The sequence below is a fragment of the Nocardioides sp. CPCC 206347 genome (assembly GCF_048654605.1).
GTDB lineage: Bacteria > Actinomycetota > Actinomycetes > Propionibacteriales > Nocardioidaceae > Nocardioides.
The window spans coordinates 1-20,315 of record NZ_JBMCYZ010000001.1 but is presented as its reverse complement, the minus strand read 5'-3'; the positions used below and the strand labels follow the sequence as shown (position 1 = coordinate 20,315).

General features: G+C 70.0%; 22 protein-coding genes. 19 read left to right on the top strand and 3 right to left on the bottom strand.

Features of this window, described 5'->3' with window-relative positions:
- Positions 1 to 15 precede the first annotated feature (15 nt).
- Positions 16 to 552: a uridine kinase family protein gene (locus tag ACOACQ_RS00110; RefSeq protein WP_420287343.1), complete on the bottom strand. Its 537-nt coding sequence runs from the start codon at positions 550 to 552 to the stop codon at positions 16 to 18.
- Positions 536 to 1,771, bottom strand: coding sequence for an amino acid deaminase/aldolase (locus ACOACQ_RS00105; RefSeq protein ID WP_420287342.1), 1,236 nt, complete (start codon positions 1,769 to 1,771; stop codon positions 536 to 538). The genes ACOACQ_RS00110 and ACOACQ_RS00105 overlap by 17 nt, the downstream gene beginning before the upstream one ends.
- A 34-nt stretch (positions 1,772 to 1,805) precedes the next feature.
- On the opposite strand from ACOACQ_RS00105, the gene ACOACQ_RS00100 reads away from it, so the two are divergent.
- From ACOACQ_RS00100 to argH, 19 genes are all read left to right on the top strand, one after another.
- A complete protein-coding gene (locus ACOACQ_RS00100; RefSeq protein ID WP_378597140.1) occupies positions 1,806 to 2,366 on the top strand; it encodes an SseB family protein in 561 nt (186 codons plus the stop codon).
- Between the two features lie 253 nt (positions 2,367 to 2,619).
- Entirely contained in the window at positions 2,620 to 3,339 is a 720-nt protein-coding gene (gene infC, locus ACOACQ_RS00095) for a translation initiation factor IF-3 (protein WP_420287341.1), read from the top strand.
- 63 nt (positions 3,340 to 3,402) lie between these two features.
- Positions 3,403 to 3,597: a 50S ribosomal protein L35 gene (gene rpmI, locus ACOACQ_RS00090; RefSeq protein ID WP_378597142.1), complete on the top strand. Its 195-nt coding sequence runs from the start codon at positions 3,403 to 3,405 to the stop codon at positions 3,595 to 3,597.
- Positions 3,598 to 3,635: 38 nt separating this feature from the next.
- Positions 3,636 to 4,022 (top strand): 50S ribosomal protein L20, encoded by a 387-nt coding sequence (gene rplT, locus ACOACQ_RS00085; protein WP_378597143.1) that lies wholly within the window; start codon positions 3,636 to 3,638, stop codon positions 4,020 to 4,022.
- A gap of 16 nt (positions 4,023 to 4,038) precedes the next feature.
- Positions 4,039 to 4,857, top strand: coding sequence for a TrmH family RNA methyltransferase (locus ACOACQ_RS00080; RefSeq protein ID WP_420287340.1), 819 nt, complete (start codon positions 4,039 to 4,041; stop codon positions 4,855 to 4,857).
- Between the two features lie 61 nt (positions 4,858 to 4,918).
- Positions 4,919 to 5,962 carry an ATP-binding protein gene (locus ACOACQ_RS00075; RefSeq protein ID WP_420287339.1) on the top strand — a complete coding sequence of 348 codons (1,044 nt, stop codon included), beginning with the start codon at positions 4,919 to 4,921 and terminating at the stop codon, positions 5,960 to 5,962.
- Between the two features lie 15 nt (positions 5,963 to 5,977).
- Entirely contained in the window at positions 5,978 to 6,574 is a 597-nt protein-coding gene (locus ACOACQ_RS00070; protein ID WP_378597146.1) for a DinB family protein, read from the top strand.
- Positions 6,575 to 6,624: 50 nt separating this feature from the next.
- Positions 6,625 to 7,749, top strand: a complete 1,125-nt coding sequence (pheS, locus tag ACOACQ_RS00065) for a phenylalanine--tRNA ligase subunit alpha (RefSeq protein ID WP_420287338.1) — start codon at positions 6,625 to 6,627, stop codon at positions 7,747 to 7,749.
- Positions 7,749 to 10,232, top strand: coding sequence for a phenylalanine--tRNA ligase subunit beta (gene pheT, locus ACOACQ_RS00060; RefSeq protein WP_420287337.1), 2,484 nt, complete (start codon positions 7,749 to 7,751; stop codon positions 10,230 to 10,232). Before pheS ends, pheT begins: the two co-directional genes overlap by 1 nt.
- Positions 10,233 to 10,275: 43 nt before the next feature.
- Positions 10,276 to 11,331: an N-acetyl-gamma-glutamyl-phosphate reductase gene (gene argC / locus ACOACQ_RS00055; protein ID WP_378597149.1), complete on the top strand. Its 1,056-nt coding sequence runs from the start codon at positions 10,276 to 10,278 to the stop codon at positions 11,329 to 11,331.
- Complete coding sequence (locus tag ACOACQ_RS00050) at positions 11,328 to 11,771, top strand: ACT domain-containing protein (protein WP_378597150.1); 444 nt, start codon at positions 11,328 to 11,330, stop codon at positions 11,769 to 11,771. The genes argC and ACOACQ_RS00050 overlap by 4 nt, the downstream gene beginning before the upstream one ends.
- A gap of 25 nt (positions 11,772 to 11,796) precedes the next feature.
- Positions 11,797 to 12,954, top strand: a complete 1,158-nt coding sequence (gene argJ, locus ACOACQ_RS00045; RefSeq protein WP_378597151.1) for a bifunctional glutamate N-acetyltransferase/amino-acid acetyltransferase ArgJ — start codon at positions 11,797 to 11,799, stop codon at positions 12,952 to 12,954.
- Positions 12,955 to 12,968: 14 nt separating this feature from the next.
- The gene (argB, locus tag ACOACQ_RS00040) at positions 12,969 to 13,904 is read left to right on the top strand and encodes an acetylglutamate kinase (protein ID WP_378597152.1); all 936 of its coding nucleotides are present in this window, start codon (positions 12,969 to 12,971) and stop codon (positions 13,902 to 13,904) included.
- Positions 13,905 to 13,912: 8 nt separating this feature from the next.
- On the top strand, positions 13,913 to 15,133 hold the full coding sequence (locus ACOACQ_RS00035) for an acetylornithine transaminase (protein WP_420287336.1): 1,221 nt from the start codon (positions 13,913 to 13,915) through the stop codon (positions 15,131 to 15,133).
- Positions 15,130 to 16,074, top strand: coding sequence for an ornithine carbamoyltransferase (gene argF / locus ACOACQ_RS00030; RefSeq protein ID WP_420287335.1), 945 nt, complete (start codon positions 15,130 to 15,132; stop codon positions 16,072 to 16,074). Before ACOACQ_RS00035 ends, argF begins: the two co-directional genes overlap by 4 nt.
- The gene (locus tag ACOACQ_RS00025; protein WP_182376135.1) at positions 16,067 to 16,606 is read left to right on the top strand and encodes an arginine repressor; all 540 of its coding nucleotides are present in this window, start codon (positions 16,067 to 16,069) and stop codon (positions 16,604 to 16,606) included. The genes argF and ACOACQ_RS00025 overlap by 8 nt, the downstream gene beginning before the upstream one ends.
- Entirely contained in the window at positions 16,603 to 18,033 is a 1,431-nt protein-coding gene (gene argG / locus ACOACQ_RS00020) for an argininosuccinate synthase (protein ID WP_378597154.1), read from the top strand. Before ACOACQ_RS00025 ends, argG begins: the two co-directional genes overlap by 4 nt.
- Complete coding sequence (locus ACOACQ_RS00015; RefSeq protein ID WP_378597155.1) at positions 18,033 to 18,506, top strand: NUDIX hydrolase; 474 nt, start codon at positions 18,033 to 18,035, stop codon at positions 18,504 to 18,506. Before argG ends, ACOACQ_RS00015 begins: the two co-directional genes overlap by 1 nt.
- On the top strand, positions 18,503 to 19,930 hold the full coding sequence (gene argH / locus ACOACQ_RS00010; protein WP_420287334.1) for an argininosuccinate lyase: 1,428 nt from the start codon (positions 18,503 to 18,505) through the stop codon (positions 19,928 to 19,930). The genes ACOACQ_RS00015 and argH overlap by 4 nt, the downstream gene beginning before the upstream one ends.
- A gap of 186 nt (positions 19,931 to 20,116) precedes the next feature.
- Here argH and ACOACQ_RS00005 read toward each other — a convergent pair.
- Positions 20,117 to 20,315 (bottom strand): hypothetical protein (locus ACOACQ_RS00005; protein WP_420287333.1); only part of this gene is annotated, 199 nt, incomplete at its 5' end.

The window sequence follows — 20,315 nt, the reverse complement described above, 5'->3', positions numbered from 1 at the left end:
GAGACTAGTGGGCGCTCAGGTGCGGATGACGATGTCGGCACGGGCCCGGGTGTTCTCCCGCTCGTGCAGGGCCGTCTCGTCGTCGAGCCAGGTCAGCCAGTGATCGAGCTGGTCGTCGCCGTCGCGCGCCAGGCCCCGCGCCAGCCGGGTCTCACGATCGGCCTCCACCCAGACGAGCAACGTCACCAGGTCGTCGTACGACGACGCAGCGGAGCCGACGCCCTCGAGGATGAGCAACGGGCCGGGCGTGACGTCGCGCGTCTCGGCCCAGCCGTCGGCAACCCAGTCCCACCGCCGCCACTGACCGGTCTCGCCGGACGCGAGCGGCCGCAGCAACGCGTCGATGCTCGCGCCCAGGCCGGGCAGTCCGCGCCAGCCCTCGAGCATCTCGTCGGTCCCGATGACGACGGCCTCGGGTGCGAGCTCTGCGACCGCTGCTGCCAGCGTGGTCTTGCCGGACCCGGCCAGGCCGTCGATGCAGATCAGCCGTCCGGCGCCCAGCGTTGCCGGACGGGCAAGGGCGGCAGCGAGGACCTCAGAAGGCGAGGCCATGTCCCCGGTAGGTCGGCACCTCGTCGACGAACCGCTCGCCGTCGGCGAGCAGCACGGTGGTGCCGTGCTCGAACGGTTCACCGGACTTCGCGTGCCGGAACCACACGAGGTCACCGATCGCGAGGGTCGGTGCGTTGGTGCCCACCAGCGGCGTCTGGACCTCACCCGCGCCCTCGAGGCCGGTCAGGCTCAGCCCGGCCGGCGCCCACGGTGTCGGCGCACGGTCGGCGCCCGCCGGACCGGAGGCGATCAGGCCGCCGCCGTGCACGGTCGCGATCTCGCTGGTCGGCTTGCGGGTGACCGGCAGCCCGAAGAACGCGGCCGGAGCGGGATGGAACGACTGGTAGTGGTCGAACAGCGTCGGCCCCAGGAGGCCGGAGCCCGCGGTGACCTCGGTGACGACCGGGTCGGCCGCCGAGGACTCCAGCGACCCCGAGCCACCGGCGTTCCAGAAGATCGGTCCGGTGTGGCCGCCGTGCCCTTCGAGCGCGTGCAGGCCCTCGGCGATCGCGGTCCTGCGGACCTCGAGCTGGGCGATCGACAGCTGCTTGAGCTTGCGCACGACGGCCGACTTCGCGCGCTGGTGCGGCACGGCGTCGGGGACGCCGGCCACCTGGCCCTCGTAGGTCATCACGCCGACGAACTGGAAGCCCGGGCGCTCGATGACGGTGCGGGCGAGCTCGGTGACCGACCCGACGTCGTACAAGGGGGAGCGCTTGGGTCCGACGAGCTGGCCGCCCCAGCGCAGGCCGGCGTCGATGTCGATCGCCACGCGGATCGGGACGGCGGTGGAGGCGCGGAGGGCGTCGACCGCGTCGAGGTGGGCGACGTCGTCGATCATGATCGTGATCCGCGATGCGGCACGGGGCGACGCGACCAGGGACGAGAGAGCGCGTCGGTCGACGCTGGGATAGGCCACCACGATGTCGTCGCTGATGTCCTGGTCGGCGAGCCACAGGGCCTCGGCCAACGTGTAGGCCAGCACCCCGGCGAAGCCGTCGATCGCCAGTGCGCGCGTGATCAGCGCCGGGACCCGCAGCGACTTCGAGGCGACGCGGATCGGCGTGCCGCCGGCCCGGCGGACGAGGTCCGCTGCGTTGGTGTCGAAGGCGTCGAGATCGACCACGAACGTGGGGGTGGACAGCGGGTCGGGCCAGGCCCGGACGGCCGTGGCGAGGCGCGCCGCCAGGCGGTTGCGCGCGACAGACGTGTGATGCACGTCGTCATGTTTCCATGAGTGCCATGATCCTCCGGTGACCGAACCGCCGAACGAGCGCCCCGATGCGCGCCGCCTCGAAGGATCGGCCTACGTCGATGACGACGGAAGTGCCGATGCAGCGCTGGCCATCGCCCTCAAGGAGTACGACGAAGGGTCGGCGCCGTACCCCGCCGTCATCGCTGCGATCGCCCCCGCTCGACTGATCGTCCCCGTGATCGCCCTCCTCGGCGAGACGGGCGAGGGTGCCGTGGGCGCTGACGGGACCGCGCTCGTCACGGACAAGTCGAGCAACATGGCCGCCGTGCTCCTGACCGGGGCCGACGGGCGGCTCGCCCTGCTCGCCTTCACCGATCTCGACGCGCTCGCCCGCTGGGACCCGCAGGCCCGTCCCGTGCCGGTCGCTGCCCATCTGGCGGCAGCGACGGCCGTCCAGGAGGGTGCCGCGGCGGTGGTCATCGACGTCGCCGGACCGCACGCGTTCGCGCTCGCCGACGACGACCTCCACCGGGTCGCGTCGGGATGGACGACGGTCCAGCTCGAGGACGGTGGCTGGGGCTGGCTCGGCACCGCTCCGGACGACCACGTTGCGGATTAGCCCCGGGCGGAACATCTCCGATACCATCGGGCGTTGACCGATCAGTCCGCTCTCGCGAGCGGGCCGATCCACAAGCGGGGACCAGCACCATCGTCTCCCACCCGCACGGCCGCCAGGTTGTCGGGTCCGGTCCATGGAGAGCCCCATTCTCCGTTGTCTCACGACAGCGGAGTCGCACGACGGGGCTCGCTACTGGCTTCCGCTTGTTTTAGCGGGAGCCTTTTCCTTTTCCCAGTTCCACTTGGGAAAAGTGGTGGCGGACTCCCGACCGAACGAGTTTGGAGGACACATCAGCACCGAGCTGCGCATCAACGAGCGGATCCGGGTTCCCGAGGTCCGGCTTGTTGGACCCAACGGCGAGACCGTGGGCATCGTTTCCACCGACCAGGCACTCAAGCTTGCGCAAGAGGCCGATCTGGACCTGGTGGAGATCGCCCCCATGGGCAAGCCTCCCGTCTGCAAGCTCATGGACTACGGGAAGTTCAAGTACGAGAACGCCCAGAAGGCCCGTGAAGCACGACGGAACCAGACCAACGTCATCATCAAGGAGATGAAGCTCCGGCCGAAGATCGACGCGCACGACTACGAGACCAAGAAGGGTCACGTGGTGCGCTTCCTCAAGGCTGGCGACAAGGTCAAGATCACGATCATGTTCCGCGGTCGCGAGCAGCACCGCCCCGAGCTGGGGTACCGGCTGCTGCAGCGACTGGCCGAAGACGTGGGGGAGCTCGGCTTCATCGAGTCCAACCCCAAGCAGGACGGCCGCAACATGGTGATGGTCCTGGGTCCGCACAAGAAGAAGGCCGAGGCCAAGGCCGAGGTCAAGGCGGCCAAGGAAGAGCTTCGCGCCGAGCGCGAGGCCGAGATCGCCGAGGAGCGCGCTGCCCAGGCAGAGCGCACGGCCATCAAGCCTGCTGCTCAGAAGAAGGAACGGGGTCGCTCGGAGAACCTCGATCCCGAGATCGAAGCCTGAGCCACACGACTTGGGCCCGGCATGCCGGGTCCCACAGAACTTCGCAACAAGGAGACGAGAGATATGCCGAAGAACAAGACGCACTCCGGTGCCAAGAAGCGGTTCAAGGTGACGGGCAGCGGCAAGATCCTTCGTCAGAAGGCCGGCATGCGCCACAACCTGGAGAAGAAGGCCTCCAAGGTCACCCGCCGCCTCAGCGGAACGACCGAGGTCGCCAAGAACGACGTCCCGCGCGCGAAGAAGATGCTCGGTCTCTGACCGCCCTTCGCACTGATCACTGAAACAAGGAGCACAAGATGGCACGCGTCAAGCGCGCAGTGAACGCGGCGAAGAAGCGTCGTACCACCCTCGAGCGGGCCAGCGGTTACCGCGGCCAGCGCTCGCGGCTGTACCGCAAGGCCAAGGAGCAGGTCACCCACTCCCTGGTCTACAGCTACAACGACCGCAAGAAGAACAAGGGCAACTTCCGCCGCCTGTGGATCCAGCGCATCAACGCCGCTGCCCGCGCGGAGGGCCTGACCTACAACCGCTTCATCCAGGGCCTGAACCTGGCGGGCATCGAGGTCGACCGCAAGATCCTTGCCGACCTCGCCGTCAACGAGCCGTCGACCTTCAACGCCCTGGTTGCCCAGGCGAAGGCCGCGCTGCCCGAGGACGTCAACGCGCCCAAGGTCTCTGCTTGATCTTCGGAGCCTGACGATGGTTCCCCTGACCGCTGGCAACACCAGGGTCAAGGACGCACGGAAATTGCACCGCCGTTCGGAGAGATCCGAGCGGCGGTGTTTCCTTGCCGACGGCCCGAAGGCCGTCGAGGGGGCGCTGGGCGTCCCCGATTGCGTGATCGAGGTCTTCGCGACTCCGGCTGCCGCCGAGGAGTACGCCGACCTGCTCGGCGCCGCACCCGTCACGCTCGTCGATGACCGGGCGATGGGTGGGCTGAGCGACAGCGTCAGCCCCGCCGGCCTCGTCGCGGTCTGTCACTTCCTCGACGTCCCGCTCGCGTCGGTGGTCTCGCGGGTCGAGGAGTTCGCGCTGCGACCGTCTCGAGACCCGCTCCCGATGCTCGCCATGTGCGCGGACGTCCGCGACCCCGGCAACGCGGGCACCGTCATCCGGTGCGCGGACGCGGCCGGTGCCACCGGCGTCGTGCTCGCCGGCGACGCGGTCGACCTGCACAACCCGAAGACCATCCGGGCGTCGGTGGGCAGCGCGTTCCACCTCCCGGTCGCCCTGGAGCGGGATCCCGCTGCTGCCGTCGCCGCTGCCCGTGCGGCCGGCTACCAGGTGCTGGCAGCCGTCGGCGGGGGAGAGCTCGATCTCTTCGCTGCCGACGAGGTGCTGGCCAAGCCGACTGCGTGGCTCTTCGGCAACGAGGCGTGGGGGCTTCCCGAGGAGCTGGCGGCGCTGGCCGACCACCGGGTGAGCATCCCGATCCTGGGTCGCGCCGAGTCGCTCAATCTCGCCACGGCCGCGGCGGTCTGTCTCTACGCAAGCACCCGCGCCATGATGGCTGGGTGAGCACCCCACGCCGTTCTTCTCCTCCGCTGCGCTCCCCCGAACAACGGCGCGGGGACCCCGCATGAGCGATCCCCTCGACCTGCTGCCCGACGGTGTCGTCATCGCCGACGGCGCCGGCCAGGTCACGGCACTCAACACCGTTGCTGCACAGATGCTCGACGCCGATGCGGACAAGGCCATCGGCCAGCCGCTCGACGACGTGCTCGCCCTGACCGATCACGACGGTCTCGCCTGGACCGACGTCAATGCGCCGTACGGCGGCCTGCCGACGCGCACCGGTGTCCCGGAGCAGACCTGGCTGCTGCCCAACGGCACCGAGGTCCTCGTCGCGGCGCGGCTCCATCGTCCCGGGCGCTCGGGCGCCAACCCCATCCGGTCCGTGGAGTCGGTGGCGATCTCGCTGCGCTCGGGCCGCGGCCGGGCACGACTGGACCGGGACCGCTCCGACCTCGTCGCGACGCTGGCCCACGAGCTCCGGTCGCCACTGACCGGCGTCAAGGGATTCGTGCACGCGCTCCTCAACCGCTGGGACAAGCTGACCGACGAGCAGAAGCTGTTGATGCTGACCACGGCCGGTGCCGATGCCGACCGGCTGAGCCGCCTGATCACCGAGCTGCTCGACGTCGCGCGGATCGACACCGGGCGGCTGCAGCTGCATCGGCGTCCCACGGACCTCGCCGCCAAGACCGAACAGGTGCACCTGTCGCTCGCGGTGGTCACCTCGACGCCGATCGAGGTCGTGTCCGACCCGGACCTGCCGCTGGTCGACGCCGACCCCGACAAGGTGCTGCAGGTCATCACGAACGTCATCGAGAACGCCGTGCGGCACGGCAGCGGGACGGTGCGGGTCCACGTCGGCACCTGGTCGGTCGATCCGTCGTACGTCGCGGTCACCGTGACCGACGAGGGTGACGGGATCCCGCTCGAGCTCCGCAAACGGATCTTCACCAAGTTCTGGACCGCCGCCACCGGCGGGGGATCGGGACTGGGCCTCTACATCGTCGCCGGGCTCGTGAAGGCGCACGGCGGGACCGTCGTCGTCGACGACCGGCCAGGCGGCGGAGCGAGCGTGCTCACCGCGTGGCCCGTGGCTGTCCACGCCTGAGTGCACAATGGCCGGATGGTCGACCTGAGCCAACCCGCCGACGCCCTGCGAACCTATCTGGGCCGGGCCCGGGAGGGCCTGGTCTGGAAGCTGGACGGGCTCGGCGAACGAGAGGTCCGACTGCCGCGTACGCCGACCGGCACCAACCTGCTCGGCATCGTGCTGCACTGTGCGAACGTCGAGATCGGCTACTTCGGTCCCACGTTCGGCCGGGAGTGGCCGGACACCGACGATCCGTCGTACCTCTCCCTCGACGTCTACGACGACGATCCGCAGGCCGACTGGTGGGTGCCCGCCGAGGTCAGCACGGCCCACGTCCTTGACTTCTACCGTCGTGTGGCGAGCTTCGCTGACGCAGCGTTCGACGAGCTGTCGCTCGACACCCTGGGCCGGGTGCCGTGGTGGCCCGAGGAGCGGGCGACCACGTCGCTGCACCGGATCGCGATCCACGTGATGAGCGACGTCGCACGCCACGCCGGCCAGGCCGACGTGCTGCGTGAGGCGATCGACGGGACCACCGGAATGCTGCCGGAGGCGACCAACATCCCTGACGCATTCGACTGGCCGGGCTACGTCGCACGACTCACGACGATCGCCGATCAGTTCCCATAAGCGTTACCGGTTCGCGGTGGAGCACCCGCGGTTCCTAGACTTGCCCCCTGATGTCTGGACCGAACACTGACTTTGACCCCGTGGAGGTCGCCGCCGTGAGCCCTGCCGAGCTCGAGGCTGCGCGCGACGCCGCTCTCGCCGCGATCGCTGCCGCCCCCGATCTCGAGGCGCTGAAGGCGGTGCGCAGCGAGCACGCCGGTGACCGCTCGCCACTGGCCCTCGCCAACCGCGAGATCGGCGCTCTTCCGCCCCAGGCCCGCAAGGAGGCAGGCCAGCGGATCGGGCAGGCGCGCGGTGCGGTCAACCAGGCCCTCGCGGCCCGCCAGGCGGTGCTCGAGGTCGAGAACGAAGCCCGGATCCTCGTCGAGGAGGCCGTCGACGTCACGCTGCCGACCGACCGGGACCCGGTGGGTGCCCGGCACCCGCTGACCACGGGCGCCGAGCTGATTGCCGACATCTTCGTCGCGATGGGCTGGGAGGTCGCAGAGGGCCCGGTCATCGAGGCCGAGTGGCTGAACTTCGACGCCCTCAACCTCGGACCGGACCACCCGGCCCGCACCATGCAGGACACGTTCTGGACGGCGCCGGCCGACAACCACCTCGTGCTCCGCACCCACACCAGCCCGGTGCAGGCGCGCACGATGCTCACGCGCGGCGTCACCGACGACGCTCCGATCTACGTCGTGTGTCCCGGTCGCGTGTTCCGCACCGATGAGTACGACGCCACCCACTCGCCGATGTTCCACCAGGTCGAGGGCCTCGCCATCGACAAGGACGTCTCGATGGCGCACCTCAAGGGCACCCTCGACCACTTCGCCGCCCAGATGTTCGGCGAAGGCATCACGACCCGGTTCCGGCCGTCGTACTTCCCCTTCACCGAGCCGTCCGCCGAGGTCGACCTGATCTGCTTCGTCTGCCGCGGAACGGGCCAGAACGACGCGGGCAGCGACGCGTGCCGCACGTGTCGTGGCGAGGGCTGGATCGAGTGGGGCGGCTGCGGCATCGTCAACCCGCGCGTGCTGCAGGCCTGCGGGATCGACTCGAGCAAGTACTCCGGCTTCGCGTTCGGCATGGGCATCGACCGCACCCTGATGTTCCGCCACGGTCTCGAGGACCTGCGCACCCTCTTCGAGGGCGACGTCCGGTTCACCACTGCATTCGGAAGTGAGCTCTAGTGAAGGCCCCCGTTTCCTGGATCCGCGAGTACGTCGACCTGCCGGATGAGGTGACCACCGAGGTACTCACCGACCGGCTGACCGCGCTGGGGCTCAAGCTCGAGGGGATCCACGCCGCGGGCGCGGACATCCAGGGCCCGCTGGTGATCGGCCGCGTGCTGACCCGCGACCCCGAGCCGCAGAAGAACGGCAAGGTCATCAACTGGTGCACCGTCGACGTCGGTGGCGCCAACGGCTCGGGCGAGCCGCAGGGAATCGTGTGCGGTGCCCACAACTTCGAGCCCGGCGACCTCGTGGTCGTCGTGCTCCCCGGCGGCGTGCTGCCGGGTGGCTTCGCGATCAGTGAGCGCAAGACCTACGGCCACCTCTCGGCCGGCATGATCTGTTCCGCCGCCGAGCTCGGCCTGTCCGACGACCACGACGGCATCATCGTGCTGCCCGCCGACGCCGGTGCCCCCGGTGACGACGCCTTCGACCTGCTCGGCCTCGGCGAAGAGGTCATCGAGTTCGAGATCAACCCCGACCGGGCCTACGCACTCTCCCTGCGCGGCGTTGCGCGCGAAGCGGCTCTCGGCTTCGGCCTGCCGTTCACCGACCCCGCCGAACGCGTTGTGCCCGAGGTCGACGGCAAGGCCTACCCGGTCCTCATCGAGGACCCCGCCGGGTGCCCCGTGTTCACGACCCGCGTGGTGACGGGGTTCGACCCGGCCGCTGCGTCCCCGGACTTCATGAAGCGGCGTCTCGAGCAGTACGGCATGCGCTCGATCTCCCTCGCTGTCGACGTCTCCAACTACGTCATGATCGAGCTCGGGCAGCCGACCCACTGCTACGACCGCGACAAGCTGGCCGGACCGATCCGGGCCCGCCGCGCCAACGCGGGCGAGAAGATCACGACGCTGGACGACGTCGTGCGCGAGCTCACCGTCGAGGACCTGGTCATCGCCGACGACAGCGGGCCGATCGGCATCGCCGGCGTGATGGGCGGCGCGGACTCCGAGATCAGTGACACGACGACCTCCATCGTCATCGAGGCCGCACACTTCGACCCGACCACGATCTTCCGGGCGCAGAAGCGCCACAAGCTGCCGTCCGAGGCGTCCAAGCGCTTCGAGCGTGGGGTCGACCCGCTGCTCCCGGCCGCTGCCGCCGACCGGGTCGTCGAGCTCCTCGTCGAGTACGGCGGCGCGACGGCCGAGCCCGGCTTCACCCTCGTGGGCACGGCCCCCGAGCGCCCCACCATCCAGGTGGCCACCGACCTGCCCGCTCGCCTCAGTGGCATCGACATCTCGGCGATGACGACGGTCGAGCACCTCCGTGCGATCGGCGCCGTCGTCACCGAGCACGGCGCCGACACGATCGACGTCACCGGTCCGAGCTGGCGTCCCGACATCAACGAGCCCTACGACCTGGTCGAAGAGGTCGTCCGGATCGTCGGCTACGACCAGGTGCCCAGCGTGCTGCCGCGGCGTGCGACCGGCCGGGGCCTGACCCGCACGCAGCGCCTGCGCCGACAGATCGGCCGCGCCCTCGCGGGTGCCGGCTGCGTCGAGGTCGTGAGCTTCCCGTTCGCCGGTGAGACCACCTTCGACAAGCTCGGGCTCCCCGCCGACGACCCGCTGCGCAACACCGTCGGCCTGGCCAACCCGCTGTCCAGCGAGGAGCCCGGCTACACGACCACGCTGCTGCCGGGCCTGCTCGAGGCCGCCGGCCGCAACGTCGGTCGCGGCACCACCAGCGTCGCCCTGTTCGAGACGGGCACCGTCGCGTTCCCCTCCGACAACGGTCCGGCACCCATCTACGGCGTGCACGCCCGTCCGACGGAGGCCGAGCTCGAGAAGCTGCTCGAGGCCCTGCCCGTGCAACCGCAGCACCTTGCCGTCGTGCTCGCGGGGGAGCGGACGCGGTCGGGCTGGTGGGGTGCCGGAGTCGAGGCCGGCTGGGCCGACGCCCTGGCCGTCGTGCGCCGCCTCGCCGACGAGATCGGTGTCAGCGTCGAGGTCAACGCGGCAGCCCGGATGCCGTGGCACCCGGGGCGATGCGCCCTCATCACGATCGACGAGGTCGAGCTCGGCCACGCCGGCGAGCTGCACCCCTCGGTCTGCAAGGCGTTCGGCCTGCCGCCTCGGAGCGCGGCCCTGGAGATCGACCTGGATGCGCTCATGGCAGCTGCTCCGGACGTCACGCCCGGACCGAAGTTCTCGACCATGCCGGTGGCCAAGGAGGACGTCGCGCTGGTCGTCGAGGACTCGGTGACGGTCGCGGAGGTCGAGGCCGCCCTGCGTGAGGGTGCGGGGGAGCTGCTGGAGTCGGTGCGGCTCTTCGACGTCTACACCGGCGAGCAGATCGGTGCGGGCCACAAGTCGCTGGCCTTCGCGCTGCGGTTCCGGGCGCCGGACCGGACGCTGACCGAGGCCGAGACCAGCGCTGCCCGCACGGCCGCAGTGGCCGCTGCCAGCGAGCGCACGGGAGCAGTGCAGCGCTGACCTGACACCCCATGCACCTTTTCATGCATGACTGTGTATATTCATGCACATGAGCAAGGTACGGGTCGCCGTCGCAGGCGCCAGTGGGTACGCCGGCGGTGAGGTGTTGCGCCTCCTCCTCGGCCACCCTGACGTCGAGATCGGCGCGCTCACCGCGGGCAGCAACGCGGGCGAGACCCTCGGGTCGCTGCAGCCGCACCTGCTGCCGCTCGCCGACCGGATCCTGGAACCGACGACCGCCGAGGTGCTGGCCGGACACGACGTCGTCTTCCTCGGTCTGCCCCACGGCCAGTCCGGTGCGCTCGCCGAGGAGCTCTCGGCTGCTGACGCCGACGTCGTGGTGATCGACTGCGGAGCCGACTTCCGGCTCGAGGACGCCGCGGACTGGGAGCGGTTCTACGGCTCCCCGCACGCGGGCACCTGGCCCTACGGGCTGCCCGAGATCCCCGGCAACCGGGACGCCCTGCGGGGCGCACGGCGGGTCGCCGTCCCTGGCTGCTATCCGACCATCTCGTCCCTGACGCTCGCGCCGGCAGTCGGCGCGGGCCTGGTGACTCCCGACGTCGTCGTCGTGGCCGCGTCCGGAACCAGCGGTGCCGGCAAGGCCGCGAAGACGCACCTGCTCGGCAGTGAGGTGATGGGCAACGCCAGCGCGTACGGCGTCGGTGGCGTCCACCGGCACACGCCGGAGATCACCCAGAACCTCGGCAAGCTCGTCGCCGGAGGACCGGCTGCCGTCAAGGTGAGCTTCACACCGCTGCTCGTCCCGATGTCGCGGGGCATCCTCGCCACCTGCTCGGCGCCACTCGCCCGCGAGGTCAGCGCCGAGGAGGCCCACGAGGTCTATGCCAAGGCGTACGCCGACGAGCCCTTCGTGCACGTCCTGCCCGCCGGCCAGTGGCCGCAGACCCAGTCCGTGCTCGGCTCCAACGCCGTCCACATCCAGGTCACGGTCGACCCCGTGGCCGGCCGGCTGGTCGCCGTCGGCGCGATCGACAACCTTGCGAAGGGCACCGCCGGCGCCGCCGTGCAGTGCATGAACCTCGCCCTCGGACTCGACGAGACCACGGGCCTCACCACGGTAGGACTGGCACCATGACCGAGCAGACCGAAGCGACCGACCAGGCAGACCAGACCCCCGCGACGTCGTACGGCATCTCGAGGTTCCCCGAGACCCTCGCCGTCGTGCGCCTGGCTGCCGGCGCCGAGATCCCCGAGTGGGCCGAGTCGTCCTCGATCTTCTCCATCACCGCCACGGCGACCGAGACCTCGCTGGTCTGCGCGGGCCGGAGCGTCCCCAAGAAGGCGCGGCACGAGAAGCCGTTCACCGCGTTCAGCGTCAACGGTCCGCTCGACTTCGGCCTCGCCGGCGTGCTGGTCGCCCTGCTGACCCCGCTCGCCGAGGACGGGATCAGCGTCTTCACCATCTCGACGTTCGACACCGACTGGATCCTGGTGCCGGCCTCGCAGGCCAACCGTGCCGAAGAGGCGTGGCGACGATCGGGGCACACCGTTGCCCTCGCCGTCCCCGCCAAGTAATCGCACACCTGCAAAGGCCATCACCATGAGCGTCACCCACCCCGCCGGCTTCGTTGCCGCCGGTGCTGCCGTCGGCATCAAGTCCACCGGCAAGAAGGACCTCGCCCTCGTCGTCAACCAGGGCCCCACCTTCGACTCCGCCTCCGTCTTCACGAGCAACCGCTGCAAGGCCAACCCGGTCCTGTGGAGCGAGCAGGCCGTCCAGGACGGCACCGTGCGTGCCGTCGTCCTGAACTCCGGCGGCGCCAACTGCTACACCGGCCCCGAGGGCTTCATCACCACCCACCGGGTCGCTGAGGAGGTCGGCACGCTGCTCGGCATCGGCGCGATCGACGTCGTCGTCTGCTCGACCGGCCTGATCGGCCTGGCCAACGACCGCGACGTGCTGCTCGCCGGCGTCAACACCGTGCACGGCCAGCTCTCGGCCGAAGGTGGCAACGACGCGGCCGAGGCGATCATGACCACCGACACCGTCAGCAAGCAGGTCGTCGTCCAGGGCCCCGACAACGCCTGGTCCATCGGCGGGATGGCCAAGGGCGCCGGGATGCTCGCCCCCGCGCTGGCCACGATGCTCGTCGTCATCACGACCGATGCCGTCGTCCCTGCTGCTGACCTGGACGCCGCGCTCCGCGCTGCAGCCCGGGTGAGCTTCGACCGGCTCGACTCCGACGGTTGTCAGTCCACCAACGACACCGTGACGGTGATGGCCAGCGGCGCGTCCGGCGTCACACCGTCGCTCGACGACTTCACCGCCGCGCTGACCGAGGTGTGCACGTCGCTCGCGAAGCAGTTGCTGGCGGACGCCGAGGGCGCGGACCACGAGATCACGATCACGACGCTCGGCGCCGCGACCGAGGACGAGGCCGTCGAGGTCGGACGCAGCGTGGCCCGCAGCAACCTGTTCAAGGCAGCCGTGTTCGGCAAGGACGCCAACTGGGGACGCGTCCTCGCTTCCGTCGGTACGACGACCGCGACCTTCGACCCGGCCAACCTCGACGTCGCGATCAACGACGTCTGGGTGTGCCGCAACAGCGGACCCGGCGAGAGCCGCGACCTCGTCGACCTCGCACCGCGGGCGGTCACCGTCACCATCGACCTGAAGTCGGGCGACGCCGAGGCGACGGTGTGGACCAACGACCTCACCCACGCCTACGTCCACGAGAACAGCGCCTACAGCTCATGACCGAGGACCAGAAGATGTCGAACACCGACGAGGTGCGGCCCCCGGCCGCCGACCCGTTCAAGGCCGCGACGCTCGCGGGTGCCCTCCCGTGGCTGAAGGCGTACCATGGCAAGATCGTCGTGGTGAAGTACGGCGGCAACGCCATGACCGACGACACCCTCAAGCGGGCCTTCGCCGAGGACATCGCCTTCCTGCGCTTCGCCGGGTTCCGCCCGGTCGTCGTGCACGGTGGCGGACCGCAGATCTCGCTGATGCTCGACCGGCTCGGCATCAAGTCCGAGTTCCGCGGCGGCCTCCGGGTCACCACGCCCGAGGCGATGGACGTGGTCCGGATGGTCCTCGTCGGCCAGGTGCAGCGCGAGCTGGTGGGCCTGATCAACGAGCACGGCCCGCTGGCCGTCGGCCTGTCCGGTGAGGACGCGGGCCTGTTCACGGCCGAGCAGACCGGAACGGTCGTCGACGGCGAAGAGGTGGACCTGGGCCTGGTCGGCGAGGTCGCGAAGGTGCGGCCCGAAGCCGTCCTCGACCTCATCGAGGCCGGTCGGATTCCCGTGGTCTCCAGCGTCGCGCCCGACATCGACGGCGTGATCCACAACGTCAACGCCGACTCGGCGGCCGCAGCGCTCGCTGCCGCGCTCGGCGCCGAGAAGCTGCTCGTGCTCACCGACGTCGAGGGGCTGTACCTCAACTGGCCCAACCCTGACGAGGTCATCGGCGAGATCAGCCCGGAGGCGCTCGAGGAGCTGCTGCCGACACTGGCCAGCGGGATGATCCCCAAGATGGACGCCTGCCTGCAGGCCGTGCGTGGGGGAGTCAAGCGGGCCACGGTCGTCGACGGCCGCCAGGCACACGCCGTCCTCCTCGAGCTGTTCACCGACGAGGGCATCGGGACCCAGGTGCTGCCCGGCGTGACCACGAAGACCCGCAAGGCCCGGGAGGCCCAGTCATGAACACAGTCATGAGCACGCCCCAGAGCCAGGCCGAGTGGACCGAGCGGTACGCCGGCGCACTGATGAACACCTTCGGCCTGCCGAAGCTCGTCCTCACCCGCGGCGAGGGCGCGCACGTCTGGGACGCCGACGGCCGGGAGTACGTCGACCTGCTCGGCGGGATCGCTGTCAACGCGCTGGGCCACGCCCACCCGCGGCTGGTCGCGGCCGTGACCGACCAGCTCCAGACGCTCGGCCACATCTCGAACTTCTTCGCGAGCGGTCCGCAGATCACCCTCGCCGAGAAGCTCGGCGAGCTGCTGCAGGGCAAGCTGGTCGAGCCGGTCGAGACTCGCGTCTTCTTCACCAACTCCGGTGCCGAGGCGAACGAGGCGGCCTTCAAGCTGACCCGTCGTACGGGCCGGACGAAGATCGTCGCGACGACGGGTTCCTTCCACGGCCGCACGATGGGCGCCCTCGCCCTCACCTCGAAGGCCGCCTACCGCGAGCCCTTCGAGCCGCTGCCCGGCGACGTCGTCTTCGTCGAGTACGGCGACGTGGCCGCTCTGGAAGCCGCCGTCGACGACCAGACGGCCGCGGTGCTCATCGAGCCCATCCAGGGCGAGGCCGGCGTGATCGTGCCGCCTCGCGACTACCTGCCGTCTGCACAGCGGATCGCGCACGAGAACGGCGCGCTGCTCTGGCTCGACGAGATCCAGACCGGAGTCGGCCGCACCGGCGCGTGGTTCGCCCACCAGCACCCCGACCTCGTCGACGCACCCGTGGTGCCCGACATCGTCACCCTGGCCAAGGGCCTGGCCGGCGGCATCCCGATCGGTGCGTGCATCGCCACGCACGGGTCGGGCAAGCTGTTCGATCCCGGCAACCACGGCACGACCTTCGGCGGCAACCCGGTCGCGGCCGCGGCAGCGCTGGCCGTGCTCGACGTGATCGAGTCCGACGGCCTGCTCGCGCACGCGACGGCGATGGGCGCCCGTCTTCGCGACGGACTGGTCGCCGATCCCCGGGTCATCGACACGCGAGGCGCGGGCCTCCTGGTCGGGCTGACGCTCGCCGAGCCGAAGTCGGCCGAGGTCGCGTCGGCCGCCCAGGATGCCGGGTTCATCGTCAACGCGGCGACACCGGAGCGGATCCGGATGGCGCCGCCGCTGGTGCTCACCGAGGCCGACGCCGACTCCTTCCTGGCTGCGTGGCCGCAGATCCTGGACCACGCCGGGGTGTCGGCATGACGCGCTCCTTCCTTCGCGACGACGACCTGACTCCCGTCGAGCAAGCCGAGGTGCTGGCACTCGCCGCGAGCCTCAAGGCCGCACCGTACGACCACAAGCCGCTGGCCGGTCCGCGCACCGTGGCGATGATCTTCGACAAGGCGACGCTGCGTACCCAGGCGTCCTTCTCCGCGGGCATCGCCGAGCTCGGCGGCAACCCGATGCTCGTCGACGGGGGCCTTGCGGGCATCGGCAAGAGGGAGTCGATCGCCGACGTCGCCCGGGTGCTCGGCCGCCAGGCGTCCCAGATCGTGTGGCGCACCTACGCGCAGGCGAGCCTCGACGAGATGGCGGCGATGTCCGGCGTGCCCGTCATCAACGCGCTGACCGACGACTTCCACCCCTGCCAGCTGCTCGCGGACCTGCTGACCGTGCAGGAGCACAAGGGTGCACTGGCCGGGCTGACCGTCGCGTTCCTCGGCGACGGCGCCTGCAACATGGGCAACTCGTGGCTGCTCGCCGGCGCGACGGCCGGCATGCACGTGCGGATCAGCGGTCCCGAAGGCTACGTCCCCGACGAAGCCATGTTCGCCCGCGCCAGCGAGATCGCTGCCACGACGGGTGGCTCGGCGGTGTCCGAGAGCGATCCCGTCAAGGCCGTCGCCGGAGCCGAGGTGGTCGTCACCGACACCTGGATCTCGATGGGCAAGGAGGCCGAGGCGGACGCCCGGCGCACGGTGTTCGGGCCCTACGCCGTCACCCCCGACCTCGTCGCCCACGCGAGTGCCGACGCGATCGTGCTGCACTGCCTGCCGGCGTACCGCGGCTCGGAGATCGCGGCCGAGGTCATCGACGGACCGCAGAGCGTGGTGTGGGACGAGGCCGAGAACCGTCGGCACGCGCAGAAGGCCGTGATGGCCTGGCTCCAGGACCCCGCCCGGCTGGAGGCGGACCATGAGTGAGCACGCCCTGACGCCGTTGACGAAGAACGCCCGGCTGGCGCTGATCGTCGAGCTGCTGGAGAGCCGCGAGGTGCGTTCGCAGCCCGAGCTGGCCGACCTGCTCGGTGGCCGCGGCGTGCACGTCACGCAGGCGACGCTGAGCCGCGACCTGGTCGAGGTCGACGCGATCAAGGTCCGGGCAGCGTCCGGCAACCTCGTGTACGCCGTACCCGCTGAAGGCGGCGACCGGACGCCGGTGTCCGCCGAGAGCGGCGCTGCCCACCAACGCCTCTCGCGCCTGTGCGCCGAGCTCCTCGTCAGCGCCGAGGCGAGCGCCAACCTCGTCGTCCTGCGCACCCCTCCCGGGGCCGCGCAGTTCCTCGCCAGTGCCATCGACAAGGCCGAGGTCGGTGCGGACCACGACGTCCTCGGCACGATCGCCGGCGACGACACCGTCCTGGTCATCGGCCGCGACCCCGCCGGGGGAGCAGCACTGGCCCACCGATTCACCTCCCTTGCAGAGCGCACGGAGCCCGAAAGGAACGACAGTTGAGCAAGGTCCTGACCTCCCTGCCCGTGGGAGAGCGCGTTGGTATCGCCTTCTCCGGCGGCCTCGACACCTCCGTCGCCGTCGCGTGGATGCGCGACAAGGGCGCCGTGCCCTGCACCTACACGGCTGACATCGGGCAGCCGGACGAGCCCGACATCGCCGGTGTCCCGGAGCGCGCCCGTGAGTACGGCGCCGAGATCGCCCGCATCGTCGACATCAAGTCGCAGCTGGTCGAGGAGGGCCTGGCTGCACTCGCGTGCGGCGCCTTCCACATCCGGTCCGGTGCGAAGGCCTACTTCAACACGACGCCGCTCGGCCGCGCCGTCACGGGCACCATGCTGGTGCGCGCGATGCAGGCCGACGACGTCAACATCTGGGGCGACGGGTCGACGTACAAGGGCAACGACATCGAGCGGTTCTACCGCTACGGCCTGCTGGCGAACCCCGAGCTGCGCATCTACAAGCCGTGGCTCGATGCCGACTTCGTCACCGAGCTCGGTGGCCGCCACGAGATGAGCGAGTGGCTGGTCGCCCACGGCCTGCCGTACCGCGACTCGACCGAGAAGGCGTACTCCACCGACGCCAACATCTGGGGTGCCACCCACGAGGCGAAGACCCTCGAGCACCTCGACGTCTCGCTCGAGACCGTCGAGCCGATCATGGGCGTGAAGTTCTGGGACCCGTCGGTCGCCATCGAGACCGAGGACGTCGCGGTCACCTTCGAGGCCGGACGTCCGGTCGCCCTCAACGGCCGTCGGTACGACGACCCGGTGGCCCTCGTCCTGGAAGCGAACGTCATCGGCGGACGCCACGGCCTCGGCATGTCCGACCAGATCGAGAACCGGATCATCGAGGCCAAGTCGCGGGGCATCTACGAAGCCCCCGGCATGGCGTTGCTGTTCGCTGCCTACGAGCGCCTGCTGAACGCGGTCCACAACGAGGACACGTTGTCGAACTACCACCTCGAGGGCCGCAAGCTCGGCCGCCTGCTCTACGAAGGCCGCTGGCTGGACCCGCAGGCCCTCATGCTCCGGGAGTCCATCCAGCGATGGATCGCCTCGCTCGTCAACGGCACGGTCACGCTGCGCCTGCGCCGGGGGGACGACTACACGATCGTGAAGACCGAGGGCGCGAACTTCTCCTACCACCCGGAGAAGCTGTCGATGGAGCGCGTCGAGAACGCTGCCTTCGGCCCGACCGACCGGATCGGCCAGCTGACGATGCGCAACCTCGACATCGCCGACTCCCGCGCCAAGCTGGAGCTGTACGCCGCACAGCCGCTGGACCAGGGGCAGGTGCTGGTCGAGAACGGCACGCTCTTCGGTGAGCTGCCGCCCGGCGGCTACGACCAGATCACCGCCAACCCGGACGGTGGCCTGGAAGCGGAGGCGATCCTCGAAGACGTCGCGATGGAGTCCGGAACCGACTGATGCACGCTGAACCGACCCGCCGGACGGTGGCGCGGGTGCTGCCCGTGAGCAGCGACAGCAAGGTGCTGTTGCTGCTCGGCTGCGATCCCGCACTCCCGGACGTCCGCTACTGGTTCACGATCGGTGGCGCCGTCGACCCGGGGGAGTCCCTGGCCGAGGCCGGCGTCCGCGAGCTCCGCGAGGAGACCGGGATCGACGTCCGGGCCGCCGACCTCGGAGAGCCCTTCGGCACCTTCGAGGTGGAGTTCGCCTGGGACGGTCGGGACTACGTGAACGACTCCACCCTGTTCGCCGTGGCGCTCGACGAGACACCGGTCAGCTTCGAGGGGCTCGACGTGCTCGAGGCGCAATCGATCTTCGAGGCGCGATGGTGGACCCCGGAGGAACTGGAAGACGACGGTCGTGCGGTCGACCCGCGGCTGATGGAGCAGATGCGGACGGCGATCGCGCACGTCCGGGGAGGAACGACATGAGCGGCGAGACCAACACGGGCAAGCTCTGGGGTGGCCGGTTCGCCGGCGGCCCCTCGCCGGAGCTCGACGCGCTGTCGCGCTCGACGCACTTCGACTGGCGCCTTGGCCTCTACGACATCGCCGGCTCGCACGCGCACGCCAAGGCACTGGGCGCTGCGGGCCTGCTGACGCCGGCCGACGAGGCCGAGCTGCACCGTGGCCTCGACGCGCTCGCTGCCCGCTTCTCCGACGGGTCGTTGCAGCCGGACCCGTCGGACGAGGACGTGCACGGTGCGCTGGAGCGGTTGTTGATCGACGAGGTCGGCGCCGACGTCGGTGGCCGGCTCCGTGCGGGGCGCTCGCGCAACGACCAGATCGCGACGCTCTTCCGCTGCTACCTGCTCGACCACTCGGTCTCCGTGGGGCGGCTCGTCCTCGACCTGGTCGACGCCCTCGCCACACAGGCCGACGCCCATCTCGGTGAGGTGCCGGCGATCATGCCGGGGCGCACGCACCTGCAGCACGCCCAACCGATCCTGTTGTCGCACCACCTGCTGGCCCACGCGTGGGCCCTGCTGCGTGATGTAGAACGGCTGGGGGACTGGCGTCGTCGTACGGCGGGGGACTCGCCGTACGGCTCCGGGGCACTGGCCGGGCAGAGCCTGGGCCTCGATCCCGAGCTGGTCGCACGTGAGCTCGGGTTCACCAGCTCCACCGCCAACTCGATCGACGGCACGGCGTCGCGCGACTTCGTCGCGGAGTTCGCCTACGTGACGGCACAGACCGGCATCGACATCAGCCGGATCGCCGAGGAAGTGATCCTCTGGGCGACCAGGGAGTTCGACTTCGTGACCCTGCACGACTCGTGGTCGACGGGGTCGAGCATTATGCCGCAGAAGAAGAACCCCGACATCTCCGAGCTGGCCAGGGGCAAGGCCGGGCGACTGGTCGGCAACCTCACCGGGCTGCTGACCACGCTCAAGGCCCTGCCGCTTGCCTACAACCGGGACCTGCAGGAGGACAAGGAGCCGGTGTTCGACTCGGTCGACACCCTCGAGGTGTTGCTCCCTGCGTTCACCGGCCAGGTCGCCACCCTGGTGTTCAACACCGACCGGATGGCGGCTCTGGCTCCTCAGGGCTTCTCCCTGGCGACCGACATCGCCGAGTGGCTGGTGCGCGAGGGCGTCGCGTTCCGCATCGCCCACGAGGTGGCCGGTGCGTGTGTACGACGTTGCGAGGAACTGGGCATCGAGCTCGACGAGCTGAGCGATGAGCAGTTCGCCGCGATCTCGCCGGCGTTGACGCCCGAGGTGCGCAGCGTCCTGACCGTCGAAGGGTCGGTGGCGTCCCGTGACGGCCGCGGCGGCACGGCTCCGGTCCGGGTCCGCGAGCAGCTGAACGACCTCCGTGCACGGTCCCAGGAGCTCCGTTCCACGCTCAGCTGAGCGTGGAACGAGCCTCCTGGAAGCTCAAGGTGCCCCCCGATTTGCAACCGGGGGGACACGTGTTGGTAATGTTCCGTCTTGCCGCAGAACGCAGCAGAAACTCGGCCGAAGATCCTCTGGATCGGACGCAAAAACGAGGTTGAAGCACGTCTGGGCACCGAGTCGAAGAGCTTCAAGACATGGCGGTCACGCCGAGTTGACGAGGGGAAACGACACGGGTAAGGTTTCACAGGTTGCCCCGCGACAGACCTGGCCGAGAGGCTGGCGAAGCGCGAGTGCGTCTGATTCTTGAGAACTCAACAGTGTGTCATGCATATAGATTGTTGTGACTGTTTTGCGCTGACTGCCTTTGGGTGGTTGGTGTGTGGTTTCGGCAATATGATTG

Coding starts and splice junctions, on each gene's coding strand:
- argH (WP_420287334.1), top strand. CDS start 18,503: ATGAGCGGCGAGACCAACACGGGCAAGCTCTGGGGTGGCCGGTTCGCC.
- ACOACQ_RS00050 (WP_378597150.1), top strand. CDS start 11,328: ATGACCGAGCAGACCGAAGCGACCGACCAGGCAGACCAGACCCCCGCG.
- ACOACQ_RS00070 (WP_378597146.1), top strand. CDS start 5,978: ATGGTCGACCTGAGCCAACCCGCCGACGCCCTGCGAACCTATCTGGGC.
- ACOACQ_RS00075 (WP_420287339.1), top strand. CDS start 4,919: ATGAGCGATCCCCTCGACCTGCTGCCCGACGGTGTCGTCATCGCCGAC.
- rplT (WP_378597143.1), top strand. CDS start 3,636: ATGGCACGCGTCAAGCGCGCAGTGAACGCGGCGAAGAAGCGTCGTACC.
- ACOACQ_RS00015 (WP_378597155.1), top strand. CDS start 18,033: ATGCACGCTGAACCGACCCGCCGGACGGTGGCGCGGGTGCTGCCCGTG.
- argB (WP_378597152.1), top strand. CDS start 12,969: ATGTCGAACACCGACGAGGTGCGGCCCCCGGCCGCCGACCCGTTCAAG.
- argC (WP_378597149.1), top strand. CDS start 10,276: ATGCACATGAGCAAGGTACGGGTCGCCGTCGCAGGCGCCAGTGGGTAC.
- ACOACQ_RS00080 (WP_420287340.1), top strand. CDS start 4,039: ATGGTTCCCCTGACCGCTGGCAACACCAGGGTCAAGGACGCACGGAAA.
- argF (WP_420287335.1), top strand. CDS start 15,130: ATGACGCGCTCCTTCCTTCGCGACGACGACCTGACTCCCGTCGAGCAA.
- argJ (WP_378597151.1), top strand. CDS start 11,797: ATGAGCGTCACCCACCCCGCCGGCTTCGTTGCCGCCGGTGCTGCCGTC.
- pheS (WP_420287338.1), top strand. CDS start 6,625: ATGTCTGGACCGAACACTGACTTTGACCCCGTGGAGGTCGCCGCCGTG.
- ACOACQ_RS00035 (WP_420287336.1), top strand. CDS start 13,913: ATGAGCACGCCCCAGAGCCAGGCCGAGTGGACCGAGCGGTACGCCGGC.
- ACOACQ_RS00025 (WP_182376135.1), top strand. CDS start 16,067: ATGAGTGAGCACGCCCTGACGCCGTTGACGAAGAACGCCCGGCTGGCG.
- ACOACQ_RS00110 (WP_420287343.1), bottom strand. CDS start 552: ATGGCCTCGCCTTCTGAGGTCCTCGCTGCCGCCCTTGCCCGTCCGGCA.
- rpmI (WP_378597142.1), top strand. CDS start 3,403: ATGCCGAAGAACAAGACGCACTCCGGTGCCAAGAAGCGGTTCAAGGTG.